14 protein-coding genes are annotated in these 12,545 nt (G+C 73.5%); 3 read left to right on the top strand and 11 right to left on the bottom strand.

Features of this window, described 5'->3' with window-relative positions; translation table 11 throughout:
* Positions 1-64 precede the first annotated feature (64 nt).
* Positions 65-1,075: a threonine ammonia-lyase gene (locus J2S44_RS34020; RefSeq protein WP_310422470.1), complete on the bottom strand. Its 1,011-nt coding sequence runs from the start codon at positions 1,073-1,075 to the stop codon at positions 65-67.
* A gap of 50 nt (positions 1,076-1,125) precedes the next feature.
* Complete coding sequence (locus tag J2S44_RS34015) at positions 1,126-2,691, bottom strand: DUF6194 family protein (protein WP_310422467.1); 1,566 nt, start codon at positions 2,689-2,691, stop codon at positions 1,126-1,128.
* A gap of 60 nt (positions 2,692-2,751) precedes the next feature.
* On the opposite strand from J2S44_RS34015, the gene J2S44_RS34010 reads away from it, so the two are divergent.
* The gene (locus tag J2S44_RS34010) at positions 2,752-3,453 is read left to right on the top strand and encodes a MerR family transcriptional regulator (RefSeq protein WP_310422464.1); all 702 of its coding nucleotides are present in this window, start codon (positions 2,752-2,754) and stop codon (positions 3,451-3,453) included.
* A gap of 49 nt (positions 3,454-3,502) precedes the next feature.
* Here the strand turns inward: J2S44_RS34010 and J2S44_RS34005 are convergent, their stop codons facing one another.
* On the bottom strand, positions 3,503-4,537 hold the full coding sequence (locus tag J2S44_RS34005; protein WP_310422461.1) for a hypothetical protein: 1,035 nt from the start codon (positions 4,535-4,537) through the stop codon (positions 3,503-3,505).
* 27 nt (positions 4,538-4,564) lie between these two features.
* Positions 4,565-5,464, bottom strand: a complete 900-nt coding sequence (locus J2S44_RS34000) for an AraC family transcriptional regulator (protein ID WP_310422458.1) — start codon at positions 5,462-5,464, stop codon at positions 4,565-4,567.
* Positions 5,465-5,546: 82 nt separating this feature from the next.
* Between J2S44_RS34000 and J2S44_RS33995 the strand changes: the two genes are divergently transcribed.
* Entirely contained in the window at positions 5,547-6,407 is an 861-nt protein-coding gene (locus tag J2S44_RS33995) for an SDR family NAD(P)-dependent oxidoreductase (protein ID WP_310422455.1), read from the top strand.
* On the opposite strand, the gene J2S44_RS33990 is transcribed toward J2S44_RS33995, so the two are convergent.
* The 3 genes from J2S44_RS33990 to J2S44_RS33980 all read right to left on the bottom strand — a co-directional run bounded on the left by J2S44_RS33990 (position 6,384) and on the right by J2S44_RS33980 (position 8,257).
* Positions 6,384-6,704 (bottom strand): STAS domain-containing protein, encoded by a 321-nt coding sequence (locus J2S44_RS33990; protein ID WP_310422452.1) that lies wholly within the window; start codon positions 6,702-6,704, stop codon positions 6,384-6,386. The genes J2S44_RS33995 and J2S44_RS33990 overlap by 24 nt on opposite strands.
* A 181-nt stretch (positions 6,705-6,885) precedes the next feature.
* The gene (locus J2S44_RS33985; RefSeq protein WP_310422449.1) at positions 6,886-7,785 is read right to left on the bottom strand and encodes a 5,10-methylenetetrahydrofolate reductase; all 900 of its coding nucleotides are present in this window, start codon (positions 7,783-7,785) and stop codon (positions 6,886-6,888) included.
* Between the two features lie 85 nt (positions 7,786-7,870).
* A complete protein-coding gene (locus J2S44_RS33980) occupies positions 7,871-8,257 on the bottom strand; it encodes a hypothetical protein (RefSeq protein ID WP_310422446.1) in 387 nt (128 codons plus the stop codon).
* A gap of 54 nt (positions 8,258-8,311) precedes the next feature.
* On the opposite strand from J2S44_RS33980, the gene J2S44_RS33975 reads away from it, so the two are divergent.
* Entirely contained in the window at positions 8,312-8,674 is a 363-nt protein-coding gene (locus J2S44_RS33975) for a barstar family protein (RefSeq protein ID WP_310422443.1), read from the top strand.
* Here J2S44_RS33975 and J2S44_RS33970 read toward each other — a convergent pair.
* The 4 genes from J2S44_RS33970 to J2S44_RS33955 are packed head-to-tail and all read right to left on the bottom strand — an operon-like array spanning position 8,648 to position 12,544.
* A complete protein-coding gene (locus J2S44_RS33970; RefSeq protein WP_310422440.1) occupies positions 8,648-9,733 on the bottom strand; it encodes a VWA domain-containing protein in 1,086 nt (361 codons plus the stop codon). The two genes, J2S44_RS33975 and J2S44_RS33970, sit on opposite strands and share 27 nt — an antisense overlap.
* Complete coding sequence (locus J2S44_RS33965; protein WP_310422437.1) at positions 9,733-10,698, bottom strand: VWA domain-containing protein; 966 nt, start codon at positions 10,696-10,698, stop codon at positions 9,733-9,735. Before J2S44_RS33965 ends, J2S44_RS33970 begins: the two co-directional genes overlap by 1 nt.
* Entirely contained in the window at positions 10,695-11,582 is an 888-nt protein-coding gene (locus tag J2S44_RS33960; RefSeq protein ID WP_310422433.1) for a DUF58 domain-containing protein, read from the bottom strand. Before J2S44_RS33960 ends, J2S44_RS33965 begins: the two co-directional genes overlap by 4 nt.
* Positions 11,579-12,544, bottom strand: coding sequence for an AAA family ATPase (locus J2S44_RS33955; protein WP_310422431.1), 966 nt, complete (start codon positions 12,542-12,544; stop codon positions 11,579-11,581). The genes J2S44_RS33960 and J2S44_RS33955 overlap by 4 nt, the downstream gene beginning before the upstream one ends.
* Position 12,545: the final 1 nt, after the last annotated feature.

Raw genomic sequence — 12,545 nt, 5'->3', positions numbered from 1 at the left:
CCGTCGCGCGGAATGCGACCGCGGAACGGATCGCCCGGTTTTCCGGCCGCGGGCGGATCACCCCTCAGGCAATGATCTTGGAGAGCGCAGCGGCGGCGATGTTGCGGCCGGTGAGCAGCAGCACGACCGGGCCGGCCGGGGACAGCGTGCCGGCCAGCAGCGCGGCCAGGCCGACCGCGCCGGCGCCCTCGACGATCAGGCCGCAGCGGGTGGCGAGGAGCCGTACCGCCTCGGTGATGTGGTCCTCGCCCACCGCGGCGAACTCGACGCCGTGCGCGGCGGCGAGGCCCGGCGTGATCGATCCGGGCTCCAGGTTGCCGGCCAGCCCGTCGGCGAGCGTGGGACCGACCTCGACCTCGGTGATCTCGCCGGCCTCGGCCGCGGCGGAGACCGCGCGAGACGCGGCGGACTCGACGCCGATCACCCGGATGCGCGCGGCCGCGGACGACCACGGCGAGGCCGCGGCACGGGTTGGGCCGTGCGCGGCCAGCACGGAGCCGGCGAGCAGGCCGCCGCCGCCGACCGGGACCACCGCGGTGAAGCCGCCGTGCAACTGGTCGCGGACCTCGGCCAGGCAGGTGGCCTGGCCGGCGATCACGTACGGGTCGTTGTAGGCGGAGACGAACGCGGCGCCGGTCCGCTGCGCCAGCGCGAGCGCGTGCACCTCGGCGTCGTCGTAGGACGAGCCGTGCAGCACCGGGTCGACGCCCAGCCGGCGCAGCCCGTCGATCTTGGCGGGTGACGCGTTCGCCGGCACGACGACCGTGACCGGGACGCCGAGCCGGGTGGCCGCGTACGCCACGCCGAGCCCGTGGTTGCCGGCGGACGCGGTGACCACGCCGGCGTCGGTACCGCCGAGCGCGGCGACGGCCGCGAGCGCACCCCGGACCTTGAACGACCCGGTCGGCTGCATCGTCTCGAGCTTGGCGTAGACGTCCGCGCCGACCAGGTCGTCGAGCGGGAGCCGGACCAGCGGCGTGGGGGCCAGTTCGGCGGCGACGACGTGGCGGGCGTGGTCCAGGTCGGCCGCGGTGGGCGGTTCGACCGTCCGGAGCGGGCTCCCCACGTCGGTCATGACGACCACCTTTCCCTACGGTGACGGTCGACACCGTAACAGGCGAATGATCAACCGGCCTCTCCGGAGGCCCGGCGCCGGGCCCGGTCGAGCAGGTCGTCGAGCTCGGGCAGGAGCGCGACCGGTGGGTTCAGCACGGCGGCCCAGCCCTGCACCGCGTACGCCGGGTGCGGCATGAGCACGCCGATCCGGGCGAGGTCGACGCCGGCGCGGTGCTCGGCCGCGTCCGCGGGCGGGTAGCCGAAGCGGCGGGTGAACTCGGTCCGGCCGAGCGCGATGTTGAGCCGGAACACGCCGGGCCGGTCCAGCCGGGACTCCTCGTCGACGCCCGGGGTGTCCCGGGTGACGATCGTGGCGAACGGCATGCGGTGCGAGACGCCGGCGAAGAAGAAGCGGTCACGGTTGGCGGACTCGTCCGCGACGAACTCGGTCACGCCCGGGATGTTGCGGATCCGTTCCGCGATCTCCGGTGCGGTCGGCCCGTCCAGGCCCACGGACGCGAGGTGCCAGATCGCGTCCGCGTCCGCGATCAGGTCCGCGGTGAGCGGGAAGTGCCCGTGCCCGGCGTCGTCGCGGCCGACCAGGTCACCGGCGGTGGCGCCGACGTTGAGCCCGTCCGCGAGCGCGGCCTCGAACGTACCCTCGGCCGGTTCCGCGAGGCCCACCGCGGCGCTGGCGCCGAGGCTGCCGGCCACGAAGAGGTACCGGTCGCCGAGGACGCCGGCCGCGATCCGCCCGGCCGGGTTCCAGCGCAGGTTCAGGTCGCCGTGCTCCCAGCCGGCCGCGTCCCAGGAGGCGCCGTGCCGCTGCAGGTGCGCGTTGTGCGCGTGCAGCAGCGTGGCGCCGCGCCGGCGCTCGCGCTCCCGGATGTCGATCAGGTTGCGGGCCATCCAGGCGTCCCGGAGCCCGATCAGGCGCGTGACCCGGACGTTCAGCTCGTCCGGCGCGGCCGCCGCCGCGTGGTACCGCAACAGCCACAGCGCGGTCTCCGCGTGCGTCACGTCGTCGGTGAGCCCGGCCGCCCAGAGCGCGCCGAGCAGGTCGTCCGCGATGATCCGCAACGCGGCCGCGTCCGGGCTCAGGCCGGGCGACCTCGCCGGGTCCAGCACCGCCTCCGGGCTCGACCAGCGCGCGTCCGGGCCGGCCAATTCCTCGATCCGCGCCCGGCTCGCCGAGATCCGGTCACCGACCAGATCGAACGCGCGCAGCAGGTACGGGCGGGGGCTCGGCGCGGAGTCCACCTCGGTCGGCGCGTCGAAGCCGTGGAACGAGATCCGGTCCGCGGGCGCCACCGACGCGTTGTGCTCGCGCAGCCGGACCACCAGGTCCCGGTTGCCGGTGACGGTGCCCCAGCCGTGGCTGAAGCCGTCGGCCAGCACCGTGTCCAGGTCGGTGTCGGCAGCGCCGCGGACGTGGTCGTCGACGAGCCGGGCACGCACCCGGTCCGTCTCCAGCGCGATCGACCGGAAGCCGCGCGCGGCGACGGCGAGGAGCACCTCGTTGCGGAGGGTCTGGAACGCGGGCTCACCGTGGTGCGGCTCGCCGATCGCGAGCACCTCCACCGGTGTCGGGCGGGTGTCCAGCAGGGCGAGCAGCGGGGCGAGATCGAACGTCATAGGCCTCTACCGTATCGTTGAATCTCCTGTTGAGGCTTTGCTGCCTCTTGACCTCGGAGCGTGGCGTTGAAGTCTCAACGACCGGTCGACCTGGCGCGGGAGCACGGGCTGTCCGCGCAGGCGATCCGCAACTACGAGGCGGACGGCGTGCTGCCGCCGGCCGAGCGCACCGCCAGCGGCTACCGGATCTACACGGACGCGCATGCGGCGGCGCTGCGGGCGTTCCTGGCGCTGATCCCGGCGTACGGCCACGCGACCGCGCGGACCATCATGCGCGCGGTGCTCGGCGGCGACCCGGACGCCGCGTTACGCGCCGTCGATCAGGGCCACGCGCTGCTGCTGCGGGACCGGGAGACGCTGGACTCGGTCGAGATCGCCATAGCCATATTGTCCGAGATATCGCCGGAAAAGCGGGTGAATCTGCAGATCGGGGACGTGGCCCACCGGCTGGGCGTGACACCGGCGACGCTGCGCAAATGGGAGGCGGCCGGCATCCTGACACCGCGCCGGGACCGCACCGGCCAGCGGATCTACGACGAGGACGACCTGCGCGACGCCCAGCTCGCCCACCTGCTCCGGCGCGGCGGCTACCGCCTGGACCACATCGCCACGGTCACCGCGCAGGTCCGCGCGTCCGACGGCACCGGCGCGCTGGCCGAGTCGCTGACGCGGTGGCGGAGCCGCCTGACCGCCCGCGCCCGCGCGATGCTGACCGCGGCCGCCCGGCTGGACGCCCTGCTCGGCGCCGAATCCGGCCGGTGAGCGCCCGGCGCCGTGGTGCCGCCCGGCGTGGGCGGCACCACGACCCCGCTCAGTCCGTCACGCGTGGCAGCGTCTGCGCGGCCTTGAGTGCGGCCGCCGCGGACGAGTACGGGTTGTACGTGTAGGACCGGGACAGCGTCCCGGGAATCGTCCAGTACTCCGCGGACAGCTTCGCCGGGTCGGTCGCGATCTCGCCGCGGACCGGTACGTCGTCGCCGTCGTCCCAGCCCCAGGGGGCGTTCGCCGAGTTCGTGCCGCAGCTGAACGTGCCGGTGCCGCACCCGCCGGACGTGTCACCCGCGAACGTGCCGAGGCCGGCGAACAGGCTCGCGTTCGCCCGCTGCGCCCACAGGCCGTCGCCGGCGAAGATGTCGATCAGGCGGTACCGCACGTCCCGGTCGTCCGGCCCGCTCGGCGTCTCGCCGGTGGTGGACGGGTAGTAGACGACGCCGTCGCCGTTGATCTGGTACTGCGGCCACGCCTTCAGCCCGTGCCCCTGCGCCTCCTGCGCGGTGACCGGGTGCTGGAACGAGTCGTGCGGCGAGGACGCGAACTGCAGCGTGCCGTCGCTGTTCTCCCGCCCGGCGGTCCAGCTGCTGCCGGCCGGCAGGTAGGAGAAGAAGTCGCTGTGCGCGACCGTGACCGCGGAGCGCAGCACGCCGTAGTCGGTGCCGTTCTTCTCGATCGCGAGCAGCACGCCCTCACCGTCGTTCTCGTGCTCGGTCTCGAAGAACGGGTGGTCCACCCAGTCCCGCGGGTGGAAGAACAGGTAGGTGATGAACCAGTGCGAGCCGGTCTCGGCGACCGAGTAGTACGCGGCCGCGGACAGGTCGGCGCCGGCCGCACCGGTGTTGTCCCAGTTGTCGCGGCCGTTGAGGTTGCCGTCGAAGTCGACGCGGGTGACGTAGTCGGACTTGCCGCCGAGCGCGTGGCTCCCGGTCTGGTCCACGTCCTGGTGGTGGATCGGCGCCCAGCGCAGCGCCAGCTCCGCCCGGCTCGGTGCGGCCGAGGCCGGTGCGGCGGCCGCGAGCACCGCGACGCCGGTGGTGATCAGTGCGGTGGCGATCGCCCTCTTCGCATTCATGCACGGGAATATAGAGGGGACGACTGATCACCTGAATGTCCCGGAAACGAACGATCGGTACGACCGTGGTGTGGTTCCGGTGACGCGCTTGAACGCGACGCTCAGCGCGCTCTCCGAGCCGTACCCGACCGCGTGCGCGATCGCGGCCACCGTCTCGCCGCGCCGCAACCGGTCAGCGGCCAGCTCGATCCGCCATCCGGTGAGGTACTCCAGCGGTCCGCGCCCGACCGTGGCCTTGAACCGCGCGGCGAGCGTGGACCGGGAGACCGCGGCCGTGGCGGCCAGCTCCGCGACGGTCCACGGGTGCGCCGGGCGGGCGTGGATCGCGCGCAGCGCCGGCGCGACCACCGGGTCCGCGAGGCCGCGGAGCCAGCCGGTCGCGGCCGGCAGGTGCAGGCGCAGCACCCGGATCAGCATGGCCAGCGCGAGATGCTCGGCGACCAGCGTGGCACCGGCCCGGCCGGCCCGCAGCTCCGCGTCGATCTCGCCGACCGCCCAGCCGACCGCGGCGGCCTCGGGCGTCCCCGCGGGCACGTGGATCACCGGCGGCAGGCCGTCCAGCAGCACCTCCCGCGACCGTCCGGCCATCTCGAACCGGCCGCCGATCGCGACGAAGTCCGCCCCGTCCCCGGCGTGCGCGAAGCCGTCGCGCACCTCCCGGAAGACCTCCGACGCGGGCGACGGCGCCACCTCCACCGCGCCGGCCAGCACGAACGGCACCGGATGGGTGACGATGAAGCAGTCCCCGGCGGCCAGCGGAACGGTGGTGCCGGCCACGATCAGCAGCGCCCGTCCGGTGCGGACCAGGTTGAACTTCACGTCCCGCGACGCGTCGAACGCGACCGCCCACTCGCCGCCCGCGATCAGCCCGGCGGACACCCGCCCGGTCGCCCCGAGCAGCCGCAGCACGTCCTCGAGCGGATCCACGCGCGGCCCTCCTGGACGCCGGCTAAAGAAACAAAGACATTCAACCATTCAGGGTACGAGCGCCACCTCGTACGGTCGACGCATGAGACCAACGGCAGAGGACGTCACCCGCGGCCTGGACCTGCGCGGCAGGCGCATCATCATCACCGGCGGCGGCTCCGGGCTGGGCGCCGAGACCGCCCGGGTGCTGGCCCGCGCGGGCGCGGAGGTGACCGTCGGCGTGCGTACCCCCGTGCCGACGCCGCCGGCCGGCGTGCGGGCCCGGCCGCTGGACCTCGCGGACCTCGGCTCGGTCCGGGCGTTCGCGGCGGCGTGGGACGGGCCGCTGGACGCGCTGATCGCGAACGCGGGCGTGATGGCGCTGGCGAACCGGCGGCTGAGCCCGGCCGGCTGGGAGATGCACCTGGCCGTCAACCACCTCGGCCACTTCGCGCTGGCCACCGCGCTGCACCCGGCGCTGCGCGCGTCCGGGCACGGCCGGCTGGTGGTGCTCTCCTCCGGCGCGCACCGCGACCACCCGCTGGACCGCGACGACCCGCACTTCGCGCACCGGCCCTACGACCGGTGGGCCGCCTACGGCCAGTCGAAGACCGCGGACGTGCTGCTCGCCGTGGAGGCCGCGCGGCGGTGGGCCGGCGACGGCATCCTGGCGAACGCGGCCAACCCCGGCTGGGTGATGACCGGCCTGCAACGGCACGTCGACGACGCGACGATGACCGCGATGGGCGCGACGGACGCGAACGGCACCGTCATCCCGCGGCCGTACTCCCGCACGCTCGCCGAGGGCGCGGCCGGCCCGGTCACGCTGGCCGTGTCCGCGACCACCACCGGCGCGTACTACGAGGACACCGCGCCGTCGGCGAACGTGGCCCCGCACGCGACCGACCCGGAGACGGCCGCGTGGCTGTGGGACCACGCGTCAGAGGCCGTCCGAGCGGCGTAACCGCCACCGTGGCACACCCGCGGTCGCCAGCTGCGCCGCCAGCTCCGGCGCCGGATCGTCGAAGAACACGGCGACCTGGTGCACGTCCGCGAGCGCGCAGGTGGCCGCGAACGTGCCCACATTGATCGAGTCGACGGACTCCGCCGCGGCCAGGTCGACGATCAGGCGCAGCGGCCGGGTGCGGCGCACCGCGTGCACCAGCATCTGCCGCAGCTGCACCGCGTCCTCCACCCCCACGTCCCCGATCGCGCGGATGACCAGGCTGCCGTCCGCGCGCGTGGAAACATGCAACGTCATGTCCATGAATGCCTTCCGGCGAATCGGAGTGCGTCCGGCGAGGGACCGTCGGGCGGACACGGTATGACCCGCAGGTTAACGAACCACCGGCCGCTGGTCGTTAACCGTGTTGCGAGTCGGACACATTCCGGTCCGCCCGGCCCTCACCGCGCACCCTCCGGCACGCCGCCCGGCATCGGTGTCAGGACAGCAGCGTGCGGATCTCCGCGGCGAGGGCGACGGAGGCCTCGATCTCGACCTTGCGGCGGGAGACGCTCTCGACGTTGAAGCCGAACGGGAGCCCGAGCCGGCGGCAGAACGCGATGAGCTCGCGCGCGTTCGACACGCACTGGTCGTACGACTCGTTCAGCGGGTCCTCGGTGTGCCGGAGCGTGTTCTCCAGCCAGCGCGGGACGTCGACGCCGAGCCACTGGAGGAACTCCAGCGTCTTGACCGAGCCGCAGACCGACAGCGTCAGGATGACCGGCCGTGGGGCGACGCCGCGCTCCCGGCAGGCGTAGAAGTAGTCGGACAGCATGCTCTTGGTGGCGCCGACGTCGTAGACCACCTGGGAGATGAAGAACGCGACGCCGCGCTGCTGCTTGTCCAGCATGCGCAGGTGCTCGTCACCGCGGCGGGTGTAGCGCTCGGTGATGCTGACCGCGCCGAGCGCCAGGTCGCCGCGGATCTCCCGGCGCAGCGCGTGGGCCTGGCCGAGGTGGGTGTGCACCGGCTTGTCGCCGGAGGAGGCGCCGACGAAGACGCTGAGCACGCGGTCGGTGTCGACGGAGCGCAGCCACTCGGCGAGGTCGGTCTCGGGGTACTTGCCGACGCACCGGTAGACGATCACCGAACGGTCCCAGCCGGTCAGGTGCGTGTCGTGGAACGACGCCGGGTCCATGGTCGGCAGGTACGGGAACGGGCGCTGCTCCGGGTTGCGGTCGCTCTCGTCGTCGATGTCGTAGAGGATCAGCCCGTCGATGTCGACGGCGGCGAGCCGCTCCAGCGTGCGGCCGGCGATCTCGGCCGCCTGCGCGGGGTCGGTGGACCGGCGGGGTGGCGTGATGCCCACCAGCAGGGGCTCCCCGCCTGTTTCGATCATCTGCCGGAGACTCGGCCTGGTTGCAGCGGACATAGCCGCCAAGCCTACCGAGCGTGATCCGCTTCTGCCGACCGCGTCCCACGGGTCAGTCGCATGCGGCGACCGCGGCCTCCCGGCTGATCACGACGCTGGTCTCCGAGATCGCGCTGTTGATCAGGATGCCGGCGCAGTCGAGGTCGCCGGCGGCCATCTCCAGCAGCACCGACCCGGGCACGCCGACGTTGAAACGCCGGCCGAACGTGCGCGCGTAGACCGGCGGGTCGGCGAACGTGAGGATGCGCGGCCGCCCGTCGCCGTGCGTGGTGCGGCCGACGCCGAACCCGGCGCCGGACGTGCCGTCGGCCGCGACCGGACCGGACCCGACCGCGCCGACGATCGAGTTGCGGAACACGCCGATCAGGTGTGCCCAGTTCTCGTCGGTCCGGTCTCCGGCATACGCGGCCAGGGCGTCGGAAAGCGGCGAATCGCTCATGCCCGAGCACTATAGATCCTGCGGTCATATCAATATTTGGCTATGGTCGGGCACATGACTCACGTCCGCCCGTTTCTGGAAGAGGTCGTGCTCGACGCGGTGGCGGCGTCGCTGCGCGCCCGGGGTCAACGGGTGGTCCGGCTGGACGCGTACGGCTGGACCGAGGACGACGATCCGCACCGGGAGATCGCGGCCGCGCTCGACCTCCCGGCCGGCGACGACACCTCCCCGGACGGGCTCCGGCACGCGCTGGACGGGGTACGCGCCCCGGACGGCCTCGCGCTGGCCTTCGTCGGCTACGACGGTTTCGCGGCCGCGCGCCCGGAGACCGCCCGCGCGGTGCTGACGGTCATCGACGAGTGGTGCGCGGCCGGGCCGCAGCGGTCCTGCCTAGTGCAGCCGCCGGTGGACGGCTAGCCCTCGGTTCCACCACAGCGACAGTCCCCCGCCGGTCACCACCAGGACCGCGCCGGCCAGCAGGAACCAGAACGAGACCTCCACGTCCTGCCGGTGCAGGCCGATCTCCCGGGGCAGGTCGCCGAGCACGTCGGTGAGCTGCTCCGAGTCCTCGGCCTTGAAGTACTGCCCGCCGGTCAGGTCCGCGACCGCGGTCAGCGCCTCCTCGTCGATCTCCTGGATCCGCCGGCCACCGCTGCCCCAGCCGCCGGGGTCGCGCCCGCCCGGCCCGCGCCGGCCGGAGAACGCGTCCGTGCCGATCTGGTCCGGCGTGCACACCATCTGCGCCGGCTCGGTCGTACCGAAGCCGATCGTGAAGATCCGCAGTCGCCGCGCGGCGGCCTGCTCGGCCGCGGTGACCGGGTCGACGCCGGTGCTGTTCGCGCCGTCGGTGAGCACGACGATCGTGTCCGGCTGGAACGCGGCCGGGTCCGCGACCGGTGGGTCGCCGATGTCCACGCCGGTCGCGGCCACATTCGGGTTGATCTCGGCGATCGCGTCGATCGCGGTCAGGATCGCCGCGCCGATCGCGGTGCCGCGCGCGGTCTTCAGCCCGTCGATCGCGGCGAGCAGCGCCTCCTTGTCCTCGGTCGGCGCGACCAGCAGCCCGGAGATGCCGGAGAACGCGACCAGCCCGATCCGGGTGCCGTCGCGCTGCTCGCGGATGAACTCGCGGGCCGCGTCCGCCGCGACCGCGAGCCGGTTCGGCGCGATGTCCGTGGTGCACATCGAGCCGGACACGTCGATCGCCAGCAGGATCGTCGTGTCGTTCGACGGGACCGCGAGCGACGCCTGCGGCCGGGTCAGCCCGCCGGCCAGCGCGGCCAGGCCGGCCAGGAACAGGATCACCGGCACCCGGCGGCGCCACGACGACCGGGCGGGCAGCGCGGCGCGGATCAGCGCCACGCTGGAGACGCGCAGCGCGGCCCGTTTGCGGCGCCGGAGCAGCCACCACCGGGCGATCAGCAGCAGCGGTACGACCAGCAGCGCGAGCAGGCCCAGCGGCCACGCGACCGACATCAGATGATCCTCCCGTGCCAGCGGGTGTGCAGCAGCGCGCCCACGGCGAGCAGCAGCAGCGCGGCCCCGGCGAACGGCGCGGTCAGCTCGACCGGCTCCCGCTTCGTGGTCAGCCGCAGGTCGATGCCGCCGGTGGTGTCCGCGAGCGCGTCCGCGTCCCCTGCGGTGTGGTATTCACCGCCACTGACCTGCGCGATCGCGGTCAGCAGCGTCTCGTCCAGCGCGGTGGTGAGCCGGTACCCGTCGACCTCGACGGTGGCGCCCTCGGGTGTGCCGACGCCCACGGTCTGGATCCGCACCCCGGCCGCCGCGGCCAGCCCGGCGGCGGCCTCCACGTCCGGGCCGCCGGTCTCCTCGCCGTCGGAGAAGAGCACGATCGTCGCGGACGGCCAGTAACCGAGGTCCGGTGGCGCGGCGTCCGGGTCCACCACCACCGGCTTCCCGGTGATCGCGCCGAGCGAGACCATGATCGCCTGGCCGAGCGAGGTGCCGCCGCCGGCCCGGGCCCGGCCGATCGCGGCGATCGCGAGGTCGTGGTCGTCGGTCGGCGCCTGCGTGTTCAGCGCCTGATCGCCGAAGACGACCACGCCCACGTCGACCGACTCCGGCTGCCGCCGGACGAACTCACCGGCCGCGGCCTGGGCCGCGCCGAGCCGGGTCGGGCTCACGTCGTCCGCGGCCATGCTGTTGGAGATGTCGAACGCCAGGATGACCGTGCCGGCCACCCGCGGCACCGCGACCTCCGCCTCCGGCCGGGCCGTGCCGGCCAGCATGACCGGCAGCGCGGCGAGGAAGAAGGCCCAGGGCAGGTGTCTTCGGACCGCCGCGCGCCGGTCCTTCGCGGCGACCAGACCGGCGGACACCAGCACGCGGGTACGACGGCGGGCCAGCCACACGTAGGCGGCGATCGCGGCGGCGGTCAGCGGCACGGCCGCGATCAGCACGGCCGGGTAGAGCACGGTCATCGGCGTACCCTCCCGGACCCGTGGGTCATCGAGACCAGCGTGCCGAGCAGGTCGGCGTCCGTGGTGACCCGGTGCGCGGCCACGCCGGCCCGCCGCATCGCGGTCGTGATCAGCGACTCGCGGCCGTCGACCTCCTCGGCGAGCCGCCGGCGCAGCAGCGGGTCGCCGGTGTCGACCAGCAGCTGCTCGCCGGTCTCCGCGTCCTCGACCAGCACCAGCCCCACGTCCGGCAGTTCCAGCTCGGCCGGGTCGACCACGCGCACCACCACCACCTCGTGCCGGTGGGTGAGCATCGCGAGCGGCTTCTCCCAGCCGGGGTCGCCGATGAAGTCGGAGACCACGAAGATCAGGCTGCGTCGCTGCTTCGTGGTGGCGGCCGCGAACGTCAGCATGCGCGCGAGGTCGGTGGTCCGCCCGGTCCCGCCGCGGGCCGGCTTCATCAGCTCACCGGCGATCCGCAGGATCTGGTCGCGGCCGCCGCGCGGCGGGACGACCCGCTGCGCGTCGTTGTCGAAGAGGATCGCGCCGACCCGGTTGCCGCCCCGCGACACCAGCCGGGCCAGGCTGACCGACAGCTCCGCCGCGACCGACTCCTTGCCCTGGTCGCCCGGCCCGAACCGCATGGACGCGGACCGGTCCACGACCAGCCACGCGGTCAGTTCACGGTCCTCGGTGTACTGCCGGACGAACGGCTCGTCCAGGCGCGCGGTCACGTTCCAGTCGATGTGCCGGACGTCGTCCTCGGCCGTGTACGCGCGCAGGTCGGTGAAGTCGAGCCCGGTGCCGTGCCAGACCGTGCGGTAGGCGCCCTGCAGCCGCCCGTCGAGCCGGCGGCCGAGCCGCCACTCCAGGCGCCGCAGCAGCCGGTCCGGTGCCGAGGTCATCGCCGGCCGGCGGGCTCGGGCACGGGCAGGTTCGCGAGGATCTTCTGCAGGACCAGGTCCGCGGTGACGTCGTCGGAGAGCGCCTCGTAGGACAGCACGAGCCGGTGCCGCAGCACGTCAAGAGCAAGATCGGTCAGATCCGCCGGTACGACGTAGTCGCGCCCGCGGATGAACGCCAGCGCCCGGCCGGCCAGCACCAGGCTGATCGAGCTGCGCGGGGAGGCGCCGTAGGTGACGTACCGGGCCAGGTCGTCCAGCCCGATCCGGCCCGGTTCCCGGGTGGCGTGCGCGAGGTTGACCGCGAACTCGATCAGCGACGGGTCCACGTACACCTGGTCGGCCTGTCGTTGCAGCGAGACCAGCGTGTCCGGGTCGATGATCCGCTGGATCACCGCGGCCGGGGCGAGCGCCCGCTCGACGATCACGAACTCCTCGGTCACGCTCGGATAGCCGACCAGGACCTTCATCATGAACCGGTCGGTCTGCGCCTCGGGCAGCGGATACGTACCCTCGCTCTCGATCGGGTTCTGCGTCGCCATCACCAGGAACGGGTTCGGCACCCGGTGCGTCTCGCGGCCGATCGTGACCTGCCGCTCCTGCATCACCTCCAGCAGCGCGGACTGCACCTTCGCCGGCGCCCGGTTGATCTCGTCGGCGAGCAGCAGGTTCGTGAAGACCGGGCCGAGCGACACCTGGAACTCGCCGGTCGGCTGGTGGTAGACGCGGGTGCCGAGGATGTCCGCCGGCACCAGGTCCGGCGTGAACTGCACCCGGTGGAACTCACCGCCGATCGCCTCGGCCAGCGACTTCACCGCGAGCGTCTTGGCGAGACCGGGCACGCCCTCGACCAGGATGTGGCCGCGGGCGAGCAGCGCCACGACCAGCCGTTCGAGCAGCGGATCCTGCCCCACGATGGTCTTCTTGACCTCGTAGAGCACCTGCTCGATCGGTCCTTCCGGCATG

The organism is Catenuloplanes niger (assembly GCF_031458255.1).
GTDB lineage: Bacteria > Actinomycetota > Actinomycetes > Mycobacteriales > Micromonosporaceae > Catenuloplanes > Catenuloplanes niger.
This window is presented reverse-complemented; position numbering and strand designations above follow the sequence as displayed.

What these genes read in the sequence shown, in the direction of transcription:
- J2S44_RS33985 (WP_310422449.1), bottom strand. Translation starts at nt 7,785, where the DNA reads ATGATCGAAACAGGCGGGGAGCCCCTGCTGGTGGGCATCACGCCACCC.
- J2S44_RS33990 (WP_310422452.1), bottom strand. Translation starts at nt 6,704, where the DNA reads ATGACGTTGCATGTTTCCACGCGCGCGGACGGCAGCCTGGTCATCCGC.
- J2S44_RS33980 (WP_310422446.1), bottom strand. Translation starts at nt 8,257, where the DNA reads ATGAGCGATTCGCCGCTTTCCGACGCCCTGGCCGCGTATGCCGGAGAC.
- J2S44_RS34005 (WP_310422461.1), bottom strand. Translation starts at nt 4,537, where the DNA reads ATGAATGCGAAGAGGGCGATCGCCACCGCACTGATCACCACCGGCGTC.
- J2S44_RS34015 (WP_310422467.1), bottom strand. Translation starts at nt 2,691, where the DNA reads ATGACGTTCGATCTCGCCCCGCTGCTCGCCCTGCTGGACACCCGCCCG.
- J2S44_RS33965 (WP_310422437.1), bottom strand. Translation starts at nt 10,698, where the DNA reads ATGACCGTGCTCTACCCGGCCGTGCTGATCGCGGCCGTGCCGCTGACC.
- J2S44_RS33970 (WP_310422440.1), bottom strand. Translation starts at nt 9,733, where the DNA reads ATGTCGGTCGCGTGGCCGCTGGGCCTGCTCGCGCTGCTGGTCGTACCG.
- J2S44_RS33995 (WP_310422455.1), top strand. Translation starts at nt 5,547, where the DNA reads ATGAGACCAACGGCAGAGGACGTCACCCGCGGCCTGGACCTGCGCGGC.
- J2S44_RS34020 (WP_310422470.1), bottom strand. Translation starts at nt 1,075, where the DNA reads ATGACCGACGTGGGGAGCCCGCTCCGGACGGTCGAACCGCCCACCGCG.
- J2S44_RS33955 (WP_310422431.1), bottom strand. Translation starts at nt 12,544, where the DNA reads ATGCCGGAAGGACCGATCGAGCAGGTGCTCTACGAGGTCAAGAAGACC.
- J2S44_RS33960 (WP_310422433.1), bottom strand. Translation starts at nt 11,582, where the DNA reads ATGACCTCGGCACCGGACCGGCTGCTGCGGCGCCTGGAGTGGCGGCTC.
- J2S44_RS33975 (WP_310422443.1), top strand. Translation starts at nt 8,312, where the DNA reads ATGACTCACGTCCGCCCGTTTCTGGAAGAGGTCGTGCTCGACGCGGTG.